Source organism: Palleniella muris (genome assembly GCF_004792655.1).
In the GTDB taxonomy this organism is placed as follows: domain Bacteria; phylum Bacteroidota; class Bacteroidia; order Bacteroidales; family Bacteroidaceae; genus Prevotella; species Prevotella muris_A.
In genome coordinates this window covers 1-21,298 of sequence record NZ_SRZC01000007.1, presented here as the reverse complement: position 1 = coordinate 21,298, position 21,298 = coordinate 1, and the positions used below count along the sequence as shown (strand labels likewise).

Below are 21,298 nucleotides of genomic sequence, written 5' to 3'. Positions count from 1 at the left end.
TTCACCCAGTTAAGTCTGGGTGAGCATTTCTTAAAACACAATTGATTATGTCAAAGAAATCTCCCTGTGCGTTGTTGATAAACGATATTCACGCCAGCAAAGATAATATAGCTGAGTTTCGCAAGAACTGGAATGAGGCTTTACAACTCTGCAAGCAGAACGAAATACAGTATCTGATTGTAGGAGGTGATATGTGGCTTTCACGCAGCGCTCAAACTTTGGATGTCCTTATGGCAGTCCGTTGGGCCATCTTGGAAGCCACTAAGCAATATGGGCTTTATGTTATTATCGCAGAAGGTAATCATTGCAAGGTTAATCTTGAAAACATGGAGGGTTACAGCCATGTGTTCTCTGACTATGAGAATGTGGAGGTAATCAATGACTTTACCGAGATTGATTTATCTGATGAACTCTCTCTGTATGTGATGAGCTATTTCCCAGAAAGCGGCTCATTCATTGAAAGATTGGACTCCCTTCAGCAAGAATATAACATTGACAGCCAGAAAAAGAATGTACTATATATCCATGAGGGAATACGCGGAGGCTTAGCTACTCCAAGTGATGATGAACTCCCGGCTAATATCTTTAAGGGTTTTGATTCTGTATTAGTGGGTCATTATCATAATCGTAAACACATCCCCGGCACACAAATCGAATATATTGGCTCTTCTCGTCAACACAACTTCGGTGAAGATGAAGAGAAAGGCTATACTATACTTTACACAGATGGCTCTACTAAGTTTGTCAAGAACGAAGCGAACCAGCGATATAGGGTTATCGAAGTAGATGTAGCAGATATGGACGATGATTTTATGGAAATGCTGGCTAAAGTTAAGGCCGATAGCCGCTATAAAGTCAAAGTTCGCGTAAAATGTAATTCTGCCCAGTCGTCCTCAGTCAACAAGCAACAGCTTGCTGAAGCCGGCGCCAACAAAATTGAGCTTGTCACAGAGCAAACAGAGGTAATGCGTACTGACCACCAGAGCATTACACAGAAGTTTGACAAGTCAGGCATTAAGGAAGAGTACACGAATTTCTGTACTCAAAAATCCATCGATAATCAGCTCGGTCTTCACTATCTTGATAAACTGAAATAAGTATGTGGCATCTGAAATCCATTCACGCTAAAAGCCTTTGCTCATTCTTGGAATTGGATTATTCTCCAAAGCAAGGAGCAGCAACCCTTATATTTGGCAATAACCTCGACAGTGATTCCCAGAACTCTAATGGCTCCGGGAAATCGGCATTGATAGAAGCCATTGCCATCGGCCTTACAGGAGAACCACTCCGTAAAGTGAACGCTGATGAAATTATCAATGACACGAAAGATGAGGCTACGATTGGCATTGTGCTGACCAATGATGTATTGGGTGAGCAGATGACAGTTAATCGTCGTCTTTCTCGTAAACAGCCCCAGCAGATTCAAATCATCAAGCAATCCGGTCCGTATGACACCGATACAGAAGAAATCAGTCAAGCCACGGTAGCGGATTACAATAAGTACATCCTTGACCAAATTGGCTTATCAAAGGATGATATTTTCGGCAATTTCATTCTGACCGCTCGTAAGTACAAGTCTTTCCTTGCCAGTTCTGACAAGGAGAAAAAAGAACTTATCAACCGCTTTAGCAATGGCGTTATGGTAGATCAGTCTATCGAAGAACTTCATGCTGACATGGAACCCGTTGAAGTGGAACTTAAAGAAGCAGAAAAACAGGTAGCCACTTGTACCGGTCGTGTCGAGGCATTGGGCACAGAGATTGAAAAAGCCATCAATGAATCAGCAGAACGTAAGGCTACCAATGAGTCCCGTATCAAGAACTGGACGGATTTGATTGCTCAGAAACGCGCAGACATTCGTACCACCAATGACAACATCAGCAAGATAGATGAAAGCCTTGGAGATTTGGATGATCTGGACACGGAAATGCAAGAGCTCGAAAAAAGTGACAAGGATGTTAAGGATTCCTTGAATATAATCATTGAACGGTTCAAGGCAAATAACATTGCTTTGACTACTGACTATTTCCGTGAAATGACAGTTCTTGACACCCAGTTAGCCACAGCTTCACAGAACGCTAAAGAATTAGCAGCTAAAGCTAAAGAATTGAGCGATACATTAGGGCAACAAGAAAGTCAATATGAAGACACTTGTGCGGAACTTAAAACCAAATTAGATAAAAATAGTATCAATCGTGCAGAATGTGCAGGACACTTAGACAAACTGGGTAAAGCAGTAAAACGCCTTCAGAATAAAGCCGATTCGCTGAACGATGATGAACGCTCTAAAAAACGTGAAGCAGCCTCTCTCGAAAACCAACTTGCCGGTGTTATTCAATGCCCTAAATGTAAACATGAGTTTGTGCTCAATGCCCAGCTGGATATTGAGGCTGCACGTAAAGATTTGAAGTCCTTACAAACAGCTATTGCTCAAATTGGTAAAGACCTTGCAGAAAATAGTAAGGAGTACGATAAAACTGTTGCGAATGGCAAGAATCAACGAGAGATTGAAACCGCTTTGGAAAACGAGCGTAAACGACTTGTGCAAGAAGTTGAAAATGCAGAAAAAGCAATCAAGGAAGCCCGACAAGCTTGCACTCGATATGAAGGCGAAGTAGAGGGTGCCAATGCCCAGCTCTCTGATATTCAAGACAAGATTTCCAAAATTAGGAAGCACATCTTTGATGAGGTGTTTGAAATTATCGACGGTGCCTATAAGCGTCGTGAAAATCAGATCAAATCACTGGAAGAAGATGTGAATACGATGAAGGGGTCTATTGCATCTTATGAAGAGGCGATAGAAGAAGCCAGAACCGCATCTGAAGAAGATACGTTGGCTTCTTTGAAGAAGAGTCAGGCTGAATATCAGAAATCTCTCCAGAAAGCCATAGAAGCAAAGAATGAGATTGAAGAACGACTGAATGAGTTGAAAGCTCAAGAGTCATATTTCATTGAGTTCAAAACTTATCTGGCTAATACGAAAATCAACGCCATCTCCCAGATTACTAATGAGTTTTTGGAGACGATTGGTAGCGATATACGAGTTGCACTATCTGGATATACCATTTTGAAATCCGGAAAAGTACGCGACAAAATTTCAGTCTCACTTCTTAGAGACGGGGTTGATTGTGGTTCTTTCGAGAAATTCTCTGCCGGAGAACGTGTTCGAGTAGAACTTGCAAGCATCCTGAGCATGAATCAATTGACGAATCTGAATTGCGAAGATGGGAAAGGATTAGACCTTCTTATCGCGGATGAGGTTCTTGACAGCGCAGATGAGCAGGGGCTCGCCAGCGTTTTTAAGGCACTCAACCAAACGCAAATCACTTCATTAGTGGTTAGTCATGGTTTGACCAATGAGGGCTATCCCAACAAAATTACTATAACAAAAAGTAATGGGATTTCCTCAATTTATGAAACGACAAACAACGACCACAACTGAGAAACTTACTCGTAATGAAGTGGCCGCACTCGACATCGCAACGCACACCGGCTTTTTCTGTTTGAATGAACGTGGTACATGGGATTTCACCGAATCTATGCGCCGTAACAACAATAAACAGCACAAGGCTTTCCGCGACACACTGATTGATTTCATCCAGCGTAACGGAATTAAGCAGATTGTGGCTGAAGATGTCAGTGTAAACAACCACTTCACTGATACACGCAAACTTTCAGAGTTTCGTGGAATTTTGTTTGAGGTGTGTGACACCCTCGACCTGCCTGAGCCCCATTTCATCAATCCGGCATCCCTTAAAAAGTTTGCCACTGGAGATGGAAAGGCTACAAAGGCAAAAATGATTGAGTTTTGCAAACTCAGATGGCAAATTGAGCCCGGCGATGATAATGAGGCCGACGCAATTCACATATTCTTCTGTTATATCAAGCGTTTTAACCTCTAATCATGCAGCCAGTTAATAATGTATTTCCAAAGGAAGTTAAGAAGCATAAGAAGGTTTTGAACAAGCATCTGAAAGAGTTCTATCAATTATTGGACTCCCAGCCCAAACCTTCAAATGAGACAGTACGAGCTGAGTTCATAAGACATGAATCAGAGTGGCGTGTACACTGTGTCACCCACCGTCTTGGGACACGTATAGCAGATTTGTTTAATGCTAATGTGTCGCTCGCATGGGAACAAAAGTACACTCTACCGAACAAAAAGTAGATGTCGATTGCCTTCCAGAAGTAATAGCCCGCAGAACAGCTCTCTTCAATCAATACGTTCTGCCCTTCTCCAATATGATATACAAATTATGTAAGGATTATAGTTGGAGCTCGCAAAACGTAGAAGAGAACTATTCTGAGGTTATGGTAAACTTCTATAGAAGAATAGAGACATACGATCCGAACCGACCAATAAGAACGTGGATTCACATTTGTGTCAAGCGTCAGGTCTGGGCTTGTGAACGACAAAGAAATGCCCACAATAATAAGAGCGACGACAATGATATTGATGATTATAGGGACGAACTGTTGAATGATGATCATGTCAGTGAAAATGTTTTGGGTGTAGATAATTGGCGTGAGCATTATAGTCCTGATATAGTTGAAGTCATTGACGAACTAAAGCCAAGATACCGAGACGCATTGATACTCCAGGAAGCTGGGTATTCACTGAAAGAAATTGCAGAGATTGAATATACTAAAGGTTCATTGAAAACTCTCAACATTGATACTATTAAAAGCCGGCTTAGGTTGGCAAGACAATATTTAAGAAACAACCTTACTAAAGATGGTCAACGAATACCTCATCAAACAGACCCTGAAGATGTTCCATGAGATTGTAGTTAAGCTCATACATCCAGGTTGTCGGCTTCCACAAGGCGGGGAACCGACAAGAGTTATGCGTACAGCTCTCCAACGGGTTGAAAAGAAATATGGTGCCCTTACAGCTCAAAGAATAGTTGATTATGTGGTGTGCTCATCCTATGCTTTCAAGGATAGGGGTGCAAATTGGAAATTGAACCAAGTATTTGGACCGAAGTCTCTTGAACGATTTAACTCCGATAAAGGCCGTATGTTCTTTGAAAACAAATGGCTGGAATCTGAAGATTTGAGTCGGTCGTTACTGCTAAATATGATTGTTGACCGTAGCGAACACCCCAAGGCAAAATTCATTTTTGTCCCCAGTGAGGAAGGCACTAAGCAAAGGCTACTTAATAGAGAAGTCGGTTTTGCTATCTGTCAAACCTCTACATTGGGGTGGTCGCCATTGTCAACAGCATGTTCGGAGTGCCACTTTGTTGCAAAATGTAAAACAGAAACTCAAAAAAAATATCCGGAAATCTTCCGATTAAGAATAGAATATGTCAGCAAACAATAAAACAAACGTCCTTTCGGAAGCTTTCATCGAAGATTTGTTTATCACATGTATAGAGGACAGTTATATACTTTCGATGGTATGCGAGCATTTGGAAGAAGAACATCTCCCAGATCGCAATACAGCAGCTGTTCTCAAAGCTTTTAAGGACTATTATAGAGAATATCGACGAGTGCCGAATTACTCAATTATTCAGCAAAAGCTCGCTGGCAAGAATGGTGCTCTCAGATTTTGGAAGGAAGCCTATGATAACGGTGAAGCATTTGCTACTGATGAATGTCTTGGCTTGCTCGAAGAATATCTAAAACGTGTTGAATTTCAGAAAACATATAAGAAAGCCGGTGAGGTGTATAATCGAGAAGGGTTAGAAAGTGCCCAGCAACTGCTTGCAAAGCACGTGGATTGGATGCGTACATTCTCATTGACCGAATCAACTTATACCGATGTGATTGATACTTTTACAACACGGCATATTCAAAATCGTGCTAAAAACAATTCCCGTGGTACTATACGTGCTATCACACGCTTTTATATTGATGAGCTGGACAACCTTAACCAAGATAGGGATTTGCGTGGTCAACTTTCTTGCATCTTGGCTCCAACTGGTGTTGGTAAAAGTCATGCGGCTCGTTGGATAGGCTCCCAGGCTTGTATTGACGGTTTTAACGTACTCCATTTCCAGTTAGAAGGTAGCCGAGAGGAAGTTGAAAATGCTTACTCTGCGGCACTTGTTGCTTGTAATGCCTATAGTTATGAAAAGGGCTTTATCAAGGATAAGGACATGGATGCTTTTGCTAAAGAATTGGAAAGCATAGCCGGCAAATTGTACGTCAGAAGTTATCCAAAATTCAATCAGCATGTTTCCACTATCAATATCAAGGAAGCTATTGCTGAGTTTCGCAAGAACTATGGCGTTAAACCGGATATTATCCTCATTGATTCTATGGACTTATTGAACGATTCATCTGGTCGTAAGTATGGAGATAGCGGAGAGCGCCTGAAACGCATCGCTGTGGCAAATGACTTAAAGGATATTGCCAGTGAAGAAGAAGTCTGGGTGGTGACGACTTATCAGGCACGCATAGAAAACCCTGATTGGGTGAATGACGAAAAGAACGTATTAACGGAATACTCGTCATCGGAGGCTAAAGGAATCGCCCAGCCACTTACTCACTTGATTACTCTCAATCAATCCGCAAATGAGCGTCGTGAAAAGACAATGAGAATCCATGTTGCTAAGAGTCGTTTCTTCCCCAAGGGAGATACATTCAAAATAGCTACAGATTATGACCATGAAAGGTTCTTCGACCGGCAAAGAACAGCCAATCTTTAATATACGGAGGTGTTATGTATATAAGCAAGGAAGATAAAGAATACTTGATTCGTGAGCTTCAGGCAGAGCTTCACGCAAGGCTGGACGGCGGTCGTAAAAACCTAATAGTCCCCGAATGTATTTGGTGCGGTAAGACCGGTGGCAAACTTGGAATTTATGTTGGCCCTGAAAAGAATGGCAAAGTATTCGGTATGGCACATTGCTTTTCTTGTGGTAGAACTTGTAAAGACATTAACCGATTTGTAGAAGAAATTGGTCGATCTGATTTACAGGTTAAGGACACAGCCAAATTTACTCCAGTAGAAGTACCGGAGTTCTTCAATCTGGAAGAGGATGAGATTGATGATGAGCTTGTGGTCGTAGAAATGCCGGAATCTTGGAAACGGTGTTTCAAAAACCCATATTTGAAATCTCGCGGCTTTACCACCGATGATTATGCCTATTTTCCTGTTGGGACAACTCGCGGCCTAAACTTTAAGTTTGACGATTATGTGGTTTTCCCGATATATGATGATGGCGACATTGTAGGATATGTCTCCAGACATGTATGGAGCAAACAGGATATTGACGAATACAACGACAAAGCAAAACGTAACAACAAATATCAGATTCGTCGATACAACAATAGTATTGAAAACGATTTTGTCAAGCTCCTATACAATTATGATTCAATAATTGAGGATGAGACTGACACCGTAATATTGGTTGAGGGTATATTTGATGTCATTGCCCTTACCCGCAAACTGGATTTGTATGACAACCATCGTATAGTGGCTGTCTGCACATTTGGAAAGAAAATCAGCGATGCCCAGATTTATAAACTGCAAAGTAAGGGCGTCCATGACATCATCATAGGTTACGATACGGATGCGTCAGACGCAATCAACGTGGCCGCAGACAAATTGAACGAATACTTTGACAACGTAATGATTGCCAAACTCGTAGGTGAAGGTAAAGACTGGGATGACGCAAACTTTTGGGACATCTATGATACTTTCTCAGAATCTCTATTTACTCCAATCGAATATAAATTGAGCAACGTAGATGGCAAAATCAGATAAAATAATCGAATTGTATGAGTGGCTGGAGAAGAACAAAATTCAGTACACACAAGTAGATGCGGAAGTTATTGATATTCCTGAGTTTGGTAAGGCGTATTTTCAAGACACCCAGCGATCAACCTACAATTCAATCTTCCGCAAAGATACGGACGGTAACTTTATCTTTAATAGTTTAGTGCGTCCAGAAGAATTGTTGAATGATGGCATTGAGAATATCATTTTCAAATTCGGCGACAACTTTTACTATCACAACCTAAATCAAGATTTCAAATTGAATATCTTGAAGTACGTTGGTGAGCGAGCCAAGTTACAACATGACATCCCATTTGTAAATCTTGGGGTACACACCCCCTTTGAACTCTTAAATGGCAGTTTTATGCCGGAGGAATGGATTCGTAAGGCGAAGTATTTAGGTCATACCGCATTGGGGGTATGTGACTATAATACTATGGCCGCTTGCTTTGTATTTCAAAAAGGTTGTGACGCTGCCGGAATCAAGCCAGTGTTTGGTTATTCCCTTACTGTTGAGGCTGATGGATTTAACTTCGGAGCAAAGGTCTATGTTCAGACGCAACAAGGTTTTCGTAACCTGCTGAGAATCCAAAAAGCGATTATGGTAGATAATGTAGAAAACAAGACCATAGATATTTCAGAACTGCTTAATCGAGCAAAAGGCAATGCACTTGTGCTCGATAAATATGCACCCGCTTCTTTCGTGGGTAACAAGCAAGTGGTTGATACATTAACACAGGCGTTTGACCGCATTTTCTATCAAGTTGATTTATCAGAATACAAAGCCGAGCGTATTGACATCAAGGTTTTAGAAGCCACTAAGAAATACTTCCATGAATGGTATGACGACAGCAAAATGCCACGCCCTGTACTGCTTAGCGATGCGTATTATCTTGACTCAGACGACGCCAAGAATAAAATAATTCTCAACAAGGTAGCAGAAGGTGCCGCACACGAACAAAGCAACGACCAGTATTTCAAAGATATTGATGAGCATTATGCTTTGTTTGAGGCCCTATTTGGAGAAGACTGGGATATAGAAGGATTGTTTCGTGAATGTGCAGAGAACACGTTCATCATTGCAGACCATGCAGAAGGGCGTATGGACACTACCAGAAACTATATGCCGAAATACGATATGACTCTGGAAGAACTGGAGAAATATGGCACCACCCACAATATGTTCAATCAACTTTTGGAGGAAGGACTTCAGCGTTTGGCTCCTAAAGATAAAATGGATCAGTATCGGAAGCAGATGGAGTATGAGAAATACATCATTGAATCTACTGATAATGTGGACTATTTGCTTGTGCAGTATGATACTTGCAACTGGGCTCGTAAGAACAACATTTTTGTGGGTTGTGGACGTGGTTCTGCTGCCGGCTCTCTGCTTCTTTATTTGCTGGGAATTACACTAATAGACCCTATTAAATACAATCTCATCTTCGAGCGTTTCCTTCTTCCTGAACGTGCCGGACTGTCTCCAGCAGATACAACCATTATTGGTAACGACATGGATTCTAATCGTTATTTTGAGCTCACATTAGACGATGGCAAAATCATCAAAGTCGATTATGATGCTGAGTTCATGGTTAAGCGGACGGGAACAGAAGAGCCTATCAGAATATATGCTGATGAACTCCAAGAGGGTGATGAAATCATCTTTGATAACAAAGACATTCTTTTTACAATCAACGAGTTATAATTATGGAATTGACAGATGAAATGAGTCGTGCGTTTCAAATCATAGAAGAAACGACAGACAGCCTCTTCATTACAGGCAAGGCTGGAACCGGGAAGACTACATTCCTGAAGTACATAGTTGAGAACACTCATAAAAATATCATTGTGGCTGCATCAACCGGGATTGCTGCCATCAATGCAGGGGGTGTGACATTGCATAGTTTGTTTGGAATCCCGTTTGATTTACAAGGCCCAAATTCGCCTATCAAAGGAAAACTGTATCAAGATAAGTTTGAATTATTCGGTAAACTTGATACGCTTATTATCGATGAAGCGAGTATGGTCCGGCCAGATGTGCTGGATTATGTGGATCGAAAACTGAGGCTCTACAGAATGAATGAACTTCCATTTGGCGGTATTCAAATCGTGCTGTTTGGAGACTTGTTCCAGTTACCTCCGGTTATAAAGAAAAACGAGGAAATCATTCTTCGACAGTGGTATCGTGGAAACTACTTCTTCTATTCTCATGCACTTAGAGAAGTAGGTTTTCAAATTGTTGAACTCACTAAAGTATTTCGTCAGAAAGATGAACGATTTGTTAATATGCTGAATCGCATACGAGAATATCAACTTCTTCCGATGGATATTGATGATTTGAGCGAACTGCGGGACAATCGAGAGAGCAAAGACTTCAATACGCAAGCTATTCATATTTGTTCATTGCGCCGCGATGCCGATAAAATCAATAGTCAAATGATAGGAGAAACGACACATTCATTTACAGCAGAGTTCAAGGATGCTTTCAATCCTAAAAATGCGCCTTGTGATTTGGATTTGAAGCTACGTGTTGGTGCTCGCGTAATGACTTTAGTAAACGATAACAGACAGGGGTTCTATAATGGTTCTATGGGCACAGTAACTGATATTAGTGCCACTAAAATTGGAGTAATGTTGGATGCCGGCCATCAAGTAATCATTGAGCCTTTCACGTGGGTTGACCGAGAATATAAAGTTAATGGCAATGAGATTGAAACAATTGAGAAAGGAAGTTGCAGACAATTCCCACTTACTTTGGGATGGGCAATCACAATTCATAAAAGTCAAGGACTGACCTTTGACAACGTGGTTATACATTGCCCCTATGCGTTTGCGCCTGGAATGTTATATGTTGCATTGAGCCGATGTACTTCGATGAAAGGAATCGTAACGGATTTTTTCATTAACAAAAGAGCCATTATTAAGGATAAAGAGCTCATCGCTTTTAACCACATCTGCCGGAATAACGGTAATAAGTTTAATCTTGACGTGTATCGCGCCATTTGCAAAAGTTTGAGCTATGAGGGTAACTAAAATACAAGAACATCATACGAAACATCCAGTCAAAGTGCTGGATTGTTTCGTTGGCTCCGGCTATGTAAAAACAGAGCACGGATCACTTCCTGACGTGGACAACGATTTCCAGTCAGACAAGCGTCAAGAAGTTAAGGAATACATAGAACGCCGTTACAATCACGATGGTAAGCAGCGCGTGTTTTCTGCCGGTACATTTACCACTCTGAAAGCCAAGGCGGTTATTAAGGATGTGGCTCGTACAATGCGTATCAGCCCTTCATTGGTAAATTATCTAACGGCTATTATAGAGGATGATGGTGCCGATTATACAGAAATCTTCAAACTTGCAGCTTCTAACCGAAAGATTGCCAAATTTATCCATGACTATCCACAACTGTTTGAAGACATACGCACTCTCATGTTTCAACCTCGCTCCAGTTCGGTCCATGCTTCAGCATTACTTGTAACTCCGGACGATATGGACGGCGAAGATGTGGAGTGTTTTGACTTTGTGCCTATTAAAAAGGTTGACGACATCCTTGTAAGTGAGAATAGTGGTTACGACCTCGATGAACTGGGCTTGCTCAAAAACGACTGTCTGGCAACTAAGGAGCTTTCCAAACTTCACCAGACTTTTGATCTAATCAATGAGCATTATGGTGCCGGCCTTACAATGGAGGGTGTAGTGGAAAGTGATTTGGCTAATGAACGTGCATACGAATTGTTACGCCAAGGTTGCACGCAGAATGTATTCCAGCTTTCATCACGAGGCATGACGAAATTTTTGGTTGAGATGCAACCCACTTGTATTCACGATTTAATTGCGGCCAACGCTTTGTTTCGTCCGGCAACATTGGAAAATGGTTCAACAGAGGCTTATGTTGACAGAAAAAAAGGACTGGTTGCGCCAACGTATCTTTGGGGTACTTATAACGCCCTGAATGACACATTCGGGTTGATTACTTACCAAGAACAAGTTGCCCAAATTGCTCGTGAAGTCGGCGGCTTCTCGTTAGGCGAAGGTGTGAAACTCGTAAAATTCATCTCAAAGAAGAAGGCTGAGAAGATTCAAGCCATGCGCGAAAAATTCTTGAAAGGAGCAAAAGAGAACGGCTGTCCGATAGAAGATGCCATTGCTATTTGGCAACAGATTGAAGCGTGCGGTTCTTACCTCTTTAATAAATCCCACGCAACTGCCTATGCTGTTACCTCATATATCGGTGCTTTTCTAAAAGCACAATATCCAACAGCGTTTTATACGGTCGCACTGGAATGGGCTGATGACAAAGAACTTATTCCTATCATGTCTGAAATGGAGGCTTGCAGCAACGCTAAGGTAGTGTCACCGGACATCAACAAGAGTGCGATGAGTTTCTATACGGACTATGAAACCAATCAGATATTCTGGTCGCTTTCTCGTATTAAAATGGTCGGCACAAAAGCGGTTGATTGGATTATCAACGAGCGCAACAAAAATGGTGAGTTTACCAGTATTAACAACTTCATTGAGCGCATATTCAAGTATAAACTCAAAAAATATCAATACTGGGATGATCCAGACAATGAAGATGAGGTACAACGATGCCCGGTCAATGCCCGTCATGTCCTCAACCTTATCCTTGCTGGGTGCTTTGACAAGATAGAAAACGCACTATCAGTAGTTGAAAGATATGCAATTGTGGAGAAGGCTGCGGAAACCCTTGGGTTTGAAATCAAACAAAAAGATTTCCCAGATGACTTACGCAACAAGCACTATTTCTGGTCTCAGCAACAAATTAAAGTGTCCGGTCTCGGAGCCATTGATTATAAACGAATTTATGACAACAGCGCGATTAAAGAGCAAATTCGTGGTCGAGCAGCATACACTACGCTTAAAGACTCCTTGAGTGAGGATAAAGACGGTAGAAAAGCTGCTATTGCCGCTACCATAGTAGAAATGGAGGAAAAGAAATTCACCAGTAAGAAGACTGGAGAGCAAGAGGTGTTCTGCAAAGTCACCCTTCAGCAAAATAACGATATGGCAGAATTGGTGATATGGCCTGAAGAGTATCGTAATGCTCGTGCCTTACTCATTGGCGCCAAGAACAAATTGATAATCTGTATGGCTACCGTGAAATACAGTGACTACGTTGGCCATAATAATCTCCAACTCACTCGTAACAATTTTATTGAGATAATATGAAACCGTTAATTATTTGTATTGTAGGAGCATCTGGAAGTGGTAAAACAACTGCTTCCATGATTCTCCAACAGCAGTTGGGATGGACTGCTATTGTGTCTTATACGACACGCCCTATGCGTAAAGGAGAGATAAATGGAAGAGACCATTGGTTTGTTAAGCCAGACCAAGTACCTCCTCAAAGCCGAATGTGTGCTTACACAAAATTCGGAGGTTATGAATACTGGACGGAGTGGAACCAATTCCTTACGCTCTTTCCCAGTGTGTATGTAATTGATGAAAAGGGACTCGTAAATTTGCAAAGTAAAGAATCTACTCCTTTCCCATTCTCTCTGGTGACAATCAAGATTAAGCGAGATAATTTGAAAGACATTAACGATAAGCGTAAAGCGCGAGACAATGACCGTATCAACATCCCAGATGAACTATATGATTATGTCATCAATAACAATGGCTCGATTGAGAATCTTCGCGCCACTCTTTATTTAACAGCACAATGTATAATTCAAAAACATCAATAATATGGCAGCACCTAAAGAAGAATCCCCGGTATTGGTAGCGTTTACCCTGGACTTTGAGACCGGCGGTTTGAAATGTCAGACATCGGCTTGTACTCAGATAGCGGTACATGCCACTCGACTCGATACTTTTGAAAAGATTGGCACATATCAAAGCTACATTGCCCCTTATAACCGTAAGGAAATAGCCGGCGCCACAAAAAAACGCAAAACATTGAAGTCAAAATATGACAATGATGATGCGGTGTCAATGGACTATGAGGCAAGAGCGTTGGAATATTCGGCTATCACTATGGATATGCTGGAGTCCTATGGTAAGCCCATTGAAATAGTGGCACAGGAAGTCCTTCAGTTTATGATAGACAATACGCCTAAGTGTCCTAAAAACATGAAACCATTTTTGATAGGACAGCATATCGCATTTGACGAGGGGTTCCTTTGCCAAATGTTCGAGTACGCTGGCCTTATGAATGAACTGAAAAAGGTTCTCCGGGGAGACGAGGATTTCTACGGGAACTGGCATCCGCTCTATGTAGATACAATTGTACTTGGGCAGCTTGCGCTATGCCATTTACCTAATGTCAACTCATACAAATTGGAAATCATGTGTGAAAATCTGGGAATTGAGTTGGATGATGCCCATGATGCAGATGCAGATGTTTCGGCCACTACCAATGTCGCCGCCGTTCTCACTCAGCGTATGAGAAGTATAGGTGGCGAATACGAAGGTGAAGAACTTGCAATTTCAAAGGCCGAAAAATCACGCAAACACTTCAAAATATAATAAATTATGTCAGAACAGAAACAAGAAGGGACATATTCCCACGTTGATGAACCCGTAGTACAGTTCAAAGTTAATTCCGACCGCATTATTCGTGAAGTCATAAATGCAGATACCAAACAAGTGCTTGTTCATATCTCCGGTTATGACCTTCAGATTAACTTCAATATGCAGTATTTGAAGTCTATAGAAGATGTTGAAGCAGCTTGTAGCGGTATCTCGCAGTTGTTCAGAGACATCATCATGGAAAAATTGCTGGAAGGGAATAAACCGGCAGAGTAGAAAACGACTATTCGTTAATGAGTATGGGTTATCACAACGATTAGCCCAGCATTAACGAATTAGTGTAAACATGAAAAATAAAAATACCCTTACAGACCAAGAGATACTTTTCTGTGACCTCTATGCAAATGGAGAAGCACCTTATGGTGGTAATGCGGCAAAGTGCTATCAGGAAGTATTTGGCGATAGAACACATCGTGCAAAAGGTCTTGCCATTCGTATGTTAGCTCGTCCTGAGATTCAAGAATACTTGAAGTCTCTTGACGAGCTTCCGTATGAAGAGGCTAAATATATGAAAACATTCTTGCGTGAGAACCTTGTAAGCATCATCAAAGAATGTGCAAGTGCTGAATATAGAGACCGAAAAGGTACATTGCAATCCCCAGCCGCCCTTCGTAGCGTAGCGGTCAATGCCTCCAAAGCATTGATGGATTTGTACCCTGTCAAAGAAGCTCATGTTAGTAAAATCAATATCGATGGTGCTGGAGAAGGTGGCATCACTTTCAACGTAATCATGCCAGAGCAATCTGAAACAAAACAACAATAACTATGGTGGAATACATACCTTCAATTATTAGTGCAATAGGCACAATTATCGCGGCATGGTTCGCTTATAATCAGTACAGTAAAAACAAACTGACGGACTTAAAGATTGAGAAGTTCAAGAAAGACGAAGAAGAAAGAAGCCATAGACGTGCCGATAATTCATCAATCGTTTTTGGTGAATTGTGGACCGTGCTTCACGAACTGAACGCCGACAGAGTGTACATCGTCCAGCCGCATCCTCTCGGAAACGAAAGTCTGCTATCGATATATTATGAGGTCAAGAGAAAAGGTATTGAGCCAATGAAGCCTCATGTTCAGGACTTGCACATATCTGAGGTTGCAAAATTCAGTAGTGACCTGGTGAAAAACTTGTTCATGTATGTCACAGATATAGACAAGCAAATAAATGATAAATGCGCTCAGTCTATTCTCTCCAGCTACGGTTGCCAAGCAGCGATCATCAAACGTCTCAATGACAACCGTTATGATTGGATTGGAAGTATTTTCTGTGAGTTTACACACCCAATTGATGTGCCAGAAGAAGAGGCACGAAAGATAATGTACGAAGCGGCCAAGAACATCCAGTATCTTTTGCCTGAAATTAGATAATCAGTTATTAGTATGAAACCTGGGGATAAAATCATTATTCTTCCATCTTGTGCTTTGACAGAGATGAAACTGGAGCCTCTTGTAGGATTGACTGCGACAATTGTTGAGGTGAACGATATTTCCGGCAATATCCGTGGATGCTGGGTGAATCTTCCTGGTCAGTATCTTGGGGAGCGAGAATGGTACATCCCCTATAATTCGATAGGTATATGAAAATTAACTCGTTTTTGAGCGGTTGCCTAACTACCTTAGCAGTAGTTTTGGGCACCGCTTTGATTTATCACGGTTGCCAAAGAGACCGTATAGTAACAGATTCAAAGTCAGAAACTAAAGTCAAGTATGACACAATACCGGTGTTCATTGACGTACCTGTACCAAGAGACAGTCTTATAATTCGATACAAGACTGTTAAGGTACCCGTGTACGACACCATCAAAGCACCTCATGCTGACACGCTTTCTTCTGACAGTGTATCTGTCGTTTTACCGATTACCCAAAAACATTATAGCGATTCCACTTATGAGGCTTGGGTAAGCGGATATGAACCGGCTTTAGATAGCATTAGGGTATTTCAACCGGTAATGACTATCACTAATACTATCACTAATACAGAGATTAGATATAGACAGAAGCGTTGGGGGCTGGGTGTACAAGTCGGCATAGGGGTTACGCCCAGCAAAATCGAACCTTATATTGGGCTTGGAGTAAGCTATAATCTTTTTTCTTGGTAAATCTCACCCAAACGTAATTCTTAAAGGCTATTCTTAATAAACGAATTTCAAGCACATGAAAATTTTGATTGACAATGGGCACGGATCAGACACTTTAGGGAAGCAATCTCCAGATGGACTGTTGAAAGAGTATAAATGGACACGTGATATAGCACAGCGATTGGAAACTGCGCTCAAAGCTAAAGGTTACAATGTTCAACGCATCGTACCTGAAACCAATGATGTTCCAATTACCACACGCTGTAACCGTGTCAATGCAATCTGCAAGCAGGTTGGAGCCAAGAATGTTGTGTTGGTGTCAATCCACAATAATGCAGTCAGCAATGGTTCTTGGGGTACAGCAAAAGGCTTTAGCGTCTTCGTTTCCAAGAACGCATCATCCAACTCTAAGAAACTTGCATCAATCTTCACAGATGAAGCCATTGATCGTAAATTGACCGGCAACCGTTCAATTCCAGTCGAAAAATACTGGACATGGAGTTGGACAAAAGCCGACATTGGCATCCTTAAAGGCACCGCTTGCCCTGCTGTTCTTACTGAGAATGGCTTTATGGACAACAAAGAAGAGTGTGATTACCTTCTGTCTGAGAAGGGTAAACAGGACTTCGTTGACCTTCATGTTGTAGCAATAGAAAAATATATCAAATCACTTTAATAATTATAAGATATGGAATTGCATATTATTGACAGAATCGCCATCCCTTCTATTCTTCCGGCAGAGAACTCCTTCATGGACTACAACCTGAAGCGCTCCATCATCAAGAAGGTTGGCATCAGCAAAGAAGATGTTGAAAAGTATAACATCAAAGAGGACACCGAAAACAAGCGTACCACATGGGACATCAACGCAGATCGTGAAAACCCTCATGTGGTGGATTTCACGGAACAAGAGTTGGCTTACTTGAGGAGTGCATGTGAAAAACTCTCCGACACTCCAGCCCCAGACTATCTTTGGGACACTGTAGAAAAAATCTACGCGGCTGCTCAGGCTACTGCATAATTTTTCTTGATTCCTTTATATCCATAACACCCCGGAGCGCATCTGATGAGAATCAGGTGCGCTCCATTTATAAACGATAATTTTTAACTCCTTGAAGATTGTCTATGCCTATTCTTTATAAATGATAATTGTTTATGAAGAAAGAAATTGACAACACGACCCGTGGAAAGGCTATCGGGTTCCTGATTTGGTTCAGAAACCAATACAAACTATGGACCAATGACACCTATTATAAAATCGCAGAGAAATACGGCCAATGCAATTATGGCACATGCCGTAATCTTTTGATGGAACTGGTACAGGCCGGTTATCTCACTGTTTGGAATGATGGAATCCACAAACGCCGTTTCTATATAGACCAGAAGAAATACAATGAATTAGTGTCACCTTTCATCTACCAGAAGAATGATTCCAGGACTGAAAGCACCCAGCAATCTGAAGATTGATTTTGCTCCTTCGGCAAGACAGTATGAAGTCTGGAAGAATCTTCAGCCGGAGTGTCCCTTGTGCGGCGGTAATGTCGTACAGGTGCAGAATGGCGTGGACCGTAATGGCAACCCGACTTACACTTCAGTTTGCGAGCACTGCGGAAATGACAATATCCCTCAGATAATTCTTGGTGGAGGTGCCGCTGGTGGTGGTAAATCGTATCTTGGAAGTTGCTGGCTCATTTCCAGTTGTCTTAGATGGCCGGATATGCGCATGGTCGTTGCCCGTAAAACGCTTAAAAGCCTACGTGAATCAACATGGAACACCATTCAGAGTGTAGCTAAATCTTGGGGGCTTGAAGAGCAGGTACACTTCAAAATAAACAATCTTTCAGGAGAAATGATATTTTGGAACGGCTCCAAAATCATTATGAAAGAAATGGCTTACAGCCCCAGTGACCCTGACTATCTCCGCTTTGGTTCCAGTGAGTTTTCTGGTGGGTTTATAGACGAGGTGGGTGAAGTGGATCAACGGGGTGTCGATGTCCTATTCTCTCGTCTTCGTTGGAAAGTTGCAGAAACGACAAAGGTTCCCAAACTTTTCATGTCCACCAACCCGTGCTTAGGGTGGGTGCGCGACCGCTTTGTCCTTGACGAGAACTTAGAGCCTGTTGTATGCCGTCCAAATGAAATGTATATACCTTTCAGCGTTTATGACAATCCTGACAAGAACTTCGTGAACGCTTATGTATCGGCGCTGTACAAGATTTCAGACCCCAGTGTACGTGAACGCCTTCTTTTCGGTAACTGGCTGTATGTGGACATAAATGACGCTGCTTGCTATTGGAAATTTGACGGAGCCAAGCATCTCGTCGATGGGTTGAAAGATTCCAAGTATGACCCACTGAAGCCGTTGGTTCTCAGTTTTGACTTCAACGTGGCTCCATATATGAGTTGCTTGATGGCTCAGATCGATTATGAGAACAAGATTGTATATATATTGGAGGAGGTTCTTGGGAAACCGGAAAATAAAGAGAACAACACCCCTAAATTTGCTGAAAAGATAAAAAGACTGTTGCTGGGGATGGGACATACCGGTGGTGTAGTTGTTACCGGCGACCCTGCCGGATTGTCCAGAACCACAACTACCGAAGATGGCGTTAATAACTACACCATCCTGCTTTCAGTTCTTAAAAACCCACAACTCCGGCCAAGAAAGAAACTTCTCAGCAAGCAACCATCTCAAATCACCCGTTTGGAATTTGTCAACAATATCTTTGAAGGTTATGACGGTTGGACTATTCAGATTGACCTTAAATGTCGCAAGTTGATAGAGGACTTGATTAACCAACGCAAAGAGATGGATGGCTCAAAATCCAAGGCAAAAGTCATGGATGCCAAGCTCGGTATAAAAGTGGAGAAATACGGCCACTTTTCTGACACCTTTGACTACCTCCTGGTACTATTCTTAAATGAACCCTGGAAGAAGTTCAACGCCACGGGAAGTTCAGGAATTGTCACTTTCACCGGCACGCCAATCTACGGTTCCTTTGAATATTAAACGTATTGGTTATGTATCAGAGATTTCTCAATAACGAAGATTACATGAGCCAGATTTCGGACGAACTGTTCAACCAGCTTATCCGAGGTCAGCAGATTCGTGTAAACCAGGCAGAGGAAGCCGCAGAAGCCTCCATCGTGGAATACCTTACCGATAACTATGAAGTGGAGAAAGCGTTGGAGGTGGGCAAGAATCTGAGGGAATACAACCCCCGTATTACTTACCCGGTCGGCGTGCATTTTTACCATGAGGGTAAGATTGTAGAGGCCATGCGCTCCATCAACGGCATCAAGGCGCCGGCCACAGTAGAGTATTGGCGCGAGTGTGAGGATGTGGACAAGATAGACCGAGAAACAATTATGGCCTACTCACAGCTCCTCAACTACCACCCCGGCGACCTTGTGTATTTCTCAGGTTCGGTTTACGAGTGTTTGGAACACAATGGATTTGATTATGCGGACATTCGCATACCCGGCATTAACGCATGGGAACAGGTTCAGACTTCTCCCTGGGAGCCCAACGTGGAATATGAACCGTGGGCTGTCGTCGAATGGGACAGCCAGTTCTTCGCACTTCTCAATACGGATGAGATCGACCTGACCGTAAACCCGATGGAATCCGACAACTGGGGGCTCATCGGAGAATATGACCCGGAATATGCTTACGAGTTCAAGGACACTGAGTATGTGGTATTTGACAGCAAGGTTTGGATTCCTACCATGCTGCCGACTGCTGACACGCTTAAAGAGGGATATAACTTCCGTTATCACGACCCTCGCAATCCCAATATCAAGAAACACATGATTAAGATTGCGTTGTACGAACTGCACAAGCTAATATCGCCAAACAACGTCAGCACGGCCCGTATAACGGATTACGAGGCGACTATGCAGTGGCTGCATGATGCCAACCGATGCAAAATCAATCCTCAGATCCAACGCAAGCTGGACGAGGAGAAGAAACCGGTCAGTGAGATTGCGATGGCCACATTCCAGCGCGACTATGACCCATACAAAAATCCGTGGCAGATATAGTGCGACCGCCCGGAACAACCCCGACAAGGTGCGAACCCCAGCCATCACGGTTGGGGTTCGTTTTTATTATACCACCAGTTTCGGTGGTATATAAATTTGGCATAATTCTCTGAATAAATGACAGATATGTATATTGTCATGTACAGTACACTCTCTGAAAATTTCCTGTTAGGTTGAATTTTCTCATATTATTTGTGTAATGTGCTAATTAAAAACACATTGAAAATATTTTGTAGGTTCGGAAATATGTTATACCTTTACAGTCAGATAAACTGAGGTTGCAATCGGAACGATGTACTGAAAGTGTACATCCAACGTATCTCACTTTCTATACGATTCTGTATATCAGCAAGATAAAAGAATTAAACGTGGTTGCCTGGTGGCACCACTCCTCCTTTCACCTGACCTGTAATTCCTTCGGGAAGTGCAGGTCATCTTTTTTTTATGTCTCCATTGTTGTTCTTTTTGCATCTCTATTGTGTACGCAATGTCAGGATGCTCCCGGGCAGAGAACCGCGTTAGCGGTGACAAGAAAGTAGCCGTGGGTAGCCCCCACGGAATACAAGTAACGCTCTGTGCGCGACCGATTTATCGGTCGAATAAAGGAGGGTATTTCTGTGTTGTTCGACCGATAAACCGGTCGTTGTCCGGTGCTTGTATAAAAATCCGTGAGTTGCGCCCCATGGCTACTTTCTTGTTATCGCTAACGCGGTTATCAAGATAAGCCCATTTTGAAGAAAAACCTCATAAGATTGTGATATATAAGAACTTTGCTGCCTGTCGTTGTTTTTTTACGGACGACACCAATAATTAGGATATAATAAAAAGAGCGGCATCCTCAGTGAAGGATACCGCCCTTTATAGTTTCTTCCCGGCGTTTTTTGT

The 21,298-nt window shown here is 42.2% G+C and carries 22 protein-coding genes; all 22 read left to right on the top strand.

What is annotated here, in order from left to right; genetic code table 11:
* Positions 1-47 precede the first annotated feature (47 nt).
* Positions 48-1,097, top strand: coding sequence for a metallophosphoesterase family protein (locus E5358_RS05345; protein ID WP_135939229.1), 1,050 nt, complete (start codon positions 48-50; stop codon positions 1,095-1,097).
* A 2-nt stretch (positions 1,098-1,099) separates the two neighbouring features.
* A complete protein-coding gene (locus tag E5358_RS05340; protein WP_135939228.1) occupies positions 1,100-3,442 on the top strand; it encodes an AAA family ATPase in 2,343 nt (780 codons plus the stop codon).
* Positions 3,414-3,902, top strand: a complete 489-nt coding sequence (locus E5358_RS05335) for a crossover junction endodeoxyribonuclease RuvC (RefSeq protein ID WP_135939227.1) — start codon at positions 3,414-3,416, stop codon at positions 3,900-3,902. Before E5358_RS05340 ends, E5358_RS05335 begins: the two co-directional genes overlap by 29 nt.
* A 229-nt stretch (positions 3,903-4,131) precedes the next feature.
* Positions 4,132-4,782, top strand: a complete 651-nt coding sequence (locus E5358_RS05330; RefSeq protein WP_135939226.1) for an RNA polymerase sigma factor — start codon at positions 4,132-4,134, stop codon at positions 4,780-4,782.
* A complete protein-coding gene (locus E5358_RS05325; RefSeq protein ID WP_135939225.1) occupies positions 4,736-5,326 on the top strand; it encodes a hypothetical protein in 591 nt (196 codons plus the stop codon). The genes E5358_RS05330 and E5358_RS05325 overlap by 47 nt, the downstream gene beginning before the upstream one ends.
* Positions 5,310-6,656, top strand: a complete 1,347-nt coding sequence (locus tag E5358_RS05320; RefSeq protein ID WP_135939224.1) for a DnaB-like helicase C-terminal domain-containing protein — start codon at positions 5,310-5,312, stop codon at positions 6,654-6,656. Before E5358_RS05325 ends, E5358_RS05320 begins: the two co-directional genes overlap by 17 nt.
* A gap of 14 nt (positions 6,657-6,670) precedes the next feature.
* Positions 6,671-7,717: a toprim domain-containing protein gene (locus tag E5358_RS05315; RefSeq protein ID WP_135939223.1), complete on the top strand. Its 1,047-nt coding sequence runs from the start codon at positions 6,671-6,673 to the stop codon at positions 7,715-7,717.
* Positions 7,701-9,434 (top strand): PHP domain-containing protein, encoded by a 1,734-nt coding sequence (locus E5358_RS05310; protein WP_135939222.1) that lies wholly within the window; start codon positions 7,701-7,703, stop codon positions 9,432-9,434. Before E5358_RS05315 ends, E5358_RS05310 begins: the two co-directional genes overlap by 17 nt.
* Before the next feature lie 2 nt (positions 9,435-9,436).
* Entirely contained in the window at positions 9,437-10,762 is a 1,326-nt protein-coding gene (locus E5358_RS05305) for an ATP-dependent DNA helicase (RefSeq protein ID WP_135939221.1), read from the top strand.
* On the top strand, positions 10,749-12,926 hold the full coding sequence (locus tag E5358_RS05300; RefSeq protein ID WP_135939220.1) for a helix-hairpin-helix domain-containing protein: 2,178 nt from the start codon (positions 10,749-10,751) through the stop codon (positions 12,924-12,926). The genes E5358_RS05305 and E5358_RS05300 overlap by 14 nt, the downstream gene beginning before the upstream one ends.
* On the top strand, positions 12,923-13,444 hold the full coding sequence (locus tag E5358_RS05295; protein WP_135939219.1) for a guanylate kinase: 522 nt from the start codon (positions 12,923-12,925) through the stop codon (positions 13,442-13,444). The genes E5358_RS05300 and E5358_RS05295 overlap by 4 nt, the downstream gene beginning before the upstream one ends.
* 1 nt (position 13,445) lies before the next feature.
* Positions 13,446-14,225, top strand: a complete 780-nt coding sequence (locus E5358_RS05290; protein WP_135939218.1) for a 3'-5' exonuclease — start codon at positions 13,446-13,448, stop codon at positions 14,223-14,225.
* 6 nt (positions 14,226-14,231) lie between these two features.
* Positions 14,232-14,504, top strand: a complete 273-nt coding sequence (locus tag E5358_RS05285; RefSeq protein ID WP_135939217.1) for a hypothetical protein — start codon at positions 14,232-14,234, stop codon at positions 14,502-14,504.
* 70 nt (positions 14,505-14,574) lie between these two features.
* On the top strand, positions 14,575-15,051 hold the full coding sequence (locus E5358_RS05280; protein WP_135939216.1) for a hypothetical protein: 477 nt from the start codon (positions 14,575-14,577) through the stop codon (positions 15,049-15,051).
* A gap of 2 nt (positions 15,052-15,053) precedes the next feature.
* Positions 15,054-15,659 (top strand): RNA-binding protein, encoded by a 606-nt coding sequence (locus tag E5358_RS05275; protein WP_135939215.1) that lies wholly within the window; start codon positions 15,054-15,056, stop codon positions 15,657-15,659.
* A 12-nt stretch (positions 15,660-15,671) separates the two neighbouring features.
* Positions 15,672-15,872 (top strand): hypothetical protein, encoded by a 201-nt coding sequence (locus E5358_RS05270; RefSeq protein WP_135939214.1) that lies wholly within the window; start codon positions 15,672-15,674, stop codon positions 15,870-15,872.
* Positions 15,869-16,390 (top strand): DUF6808 domain-containing protein, encoded by a 522-nt coding sequence (locus E5358_RS15555; RefSeq protein WP_422121063.1) that lies wholly within the window; start codon positions 15,869-15,871, stop codon positions 16,388-16,390. The genes E5358_RS05270 and E5358_RS15555 overlap by 4 nt, the downstream gene beginning before the upstream one ends.
* 55 nt (positions 16,391-16,445) lie before the next feature.
* Positions 16,446-17,045 carry an N-acetylmuramoyl-L-alanine amidase gene (locus tag E5358_RS05265; RefSeq protein WP_135939213.1) on the top strand — a complete coding sequence of 200 codons (600 nt, stop codon included), beginning with the start codon at positions 16,446-16,448 and terminating at the stop codon, positions 17,043-17,045.
* 12 nt (positions 17,046-17,057) lie between these two features.
* Positions 17,058-17,390 carry an RNA-binding protein gene (locus E5358_RS05260; protein ID WP_135939212.1) on the top strand — a complete coding sequence of 111 codons (333 nt, stop codon included), beginning with the start codon at positions 17,058-17,060 and terminating at the stop codon, positions 17,388-17,390.
* Positions 17,391-17,524: 134 nt separating this feature from the next.
* The gene (locus tag E5358_RS05255) at positions 17,525-17,836 is read left to right on the top strand and encodes a hypothetical protein (protein ID WP_135939211.1); all 312 of its coding nucleotides are present in this window, start codon (positions 17,525-17,527) and stop codon (positions 17,834-17,836) included.
* On the top strand, positions 17,796-19,379 hold the full coding sequence (locus E5358_RS05250; protein WP_135939210.1) for a phage terminase large subunit: 1,584 nt from the start codon (positions 17,796-17,798) through the stop codon (positions 19,377-19,379). Before E5358_RS05255 ends, E5358_RS05250 begins: the two co-directional genes overlap by 41 nt.
* Positions 19,380-19,390: 11 nt before the next feature.
* Entirely contained in the window at positions 19,391-20,413 is a 1,023-nt protein-coding gene (locus tag E5358_RS05245) for a hypothetical protein (protein WP_135939209.1), read from the top strand.
* Positions 20,414-21,298 lie beyond the last annotated feature (885 nt).

Coding starts and splice junctions, on each gene's coding strand:
- E5358_RS05300 (WP_135939220.1), top strand. CDS start 10,749: ATGAGGGTAACTAAAATACAAGAACATCATACGAAACATCCAGTCAAA.
- E5358_RS05340 (WP_135939228.1), top strand. CDS start 1,100: ATGTGGCATCTGAAATCCATTCACGCTAAAAGCCTTTGCTCATTCTTG.
- E5358_RS05325 (WP_135939225.1), top strand. CDS start 4,736: ATGGTCAACGAATACCTCATCAAACAGACCCTGAAGATGTTCCATGAG.
- E5358_RS05270 (WP_135939214.1), top strand. CDS start 15,672: ATGAAACCTGGGGATAAAATCATTATTCTTCCATCTTGTGCTTTGACA.
- E5358_RS05310 (WP_135939222.1), top strand. CDS start 7,701: ATGGCAAAATCAGATAAAATAATCGAATTGTATGAGTGGCTGGAGAAG.
- E5358_RS05295 (WP_135939219.1), top strand. CDS start 12,923: ATGAAACCGTTAATTATTTGTATTGTAGGAGCATCTGGAAGTGGTAAA.
- E5358_RS05345 (WP_135939229.1), top strand. CDS start 48: ATGTCAAAGAAATCTCCCTGTGCGTTGTTGATAAACGATATTCACGCC.
- E5358_RS15555 (WP_422121063.1), top strand. CDS start 15,869: ATGAAAATTAACTCGTTTTTGAGCGGTTGCCTAACTACCTTAGCAGTA.
- E5358_RS05285 (WP_135939217.1), top strand. CDS start 14,232: ATGTCAGAACAGAAACAAGAAGGGACATATTCCCACGTTGATGAACCC.
- E5358_RS05275 (WP_135939215.1), top strand. CDS start 15,054: ATGGTGGAATACATACCTTCAATTATTAGTGCAATAGGCACAATTATC.
- E5358_RS05335 (WP_135939227.1), top strand. CDS start 3,414: ATGAAACGACAAACAACGACCACAACTGAGAAACTTACTCGTAATGAA.
- E5358_RS05320 (WP_135939224.1), top strand. CDS start 5,310: ATGTCAGCAAACAATAAAACAAACGTCCTTTCGGAAGCTTTCATCGAA.
- E5358_RS05290 (WP_135939218.1), top strand. CDS start 13,446: ATGGCAGCACCTAAAGAAGAATCCCCGGTATTGGTAGCGTTTACCCTG.
- E5358_RS05260 (WP_135939212.1), top strand. CDS start 17,058: ATGGAATTGCATATTATTGACAGAATCGCCATCCCTTCTATTCTTCCG.
- E5358_RS05265 (WP_135939213.1), top strand. CDS start 16,446: ATGAAAATTTTGATTGACAATGGGCACGGATCAGACACTTTAGGGAAG.
- E5358_RS05245 (WP_135939209.1), top strand. CDS start 19,391: ATGTATCAGAGATTTCTCAATAACGAAGATTACATGAGCCAGATTTCG.
- E5358_RS05280 (WP_135939216.1), top strand. CDS start 14,575: ATGAAAAATAAAAATACCCTTACAGACCAAGAGATACTTTTCTGTGAC.
- E5358_RS05305 (WP_135939221.1), top strand. CDS start 9,437: ATGGAATTGACAGATGAAATGAGTCGTGCGTTTCAAATCATAGAAGAA.
- E5358_RS05255 (WP_135939211.1), top strand. CDS start 17,525: ATGAAGAAAGAAATTGACAACACGACCCGTGGAAAGGCTATCGGGTTC.
- E5358_RS05330 (WP_135939226.1), top strand. CDS start 4,132: ATGGGAACAAAAGTACACTCTACCGAACAAAAAGTAGATGTCGATTGC.
- E5358_RS05315 (WP_135939223.1), top strand. CDS start 6,671: ATGTATATAAGCAAGGAAGATAAAGAATACTTGATTCGTGAGCTTCAG.
- E5358_RS05250 (WP_135939210.1), top strand. CDS start 17,796: ATGATTCCAGGACTGAAAGCACCCAGCAATCTGAAGATTGATTTTGCT.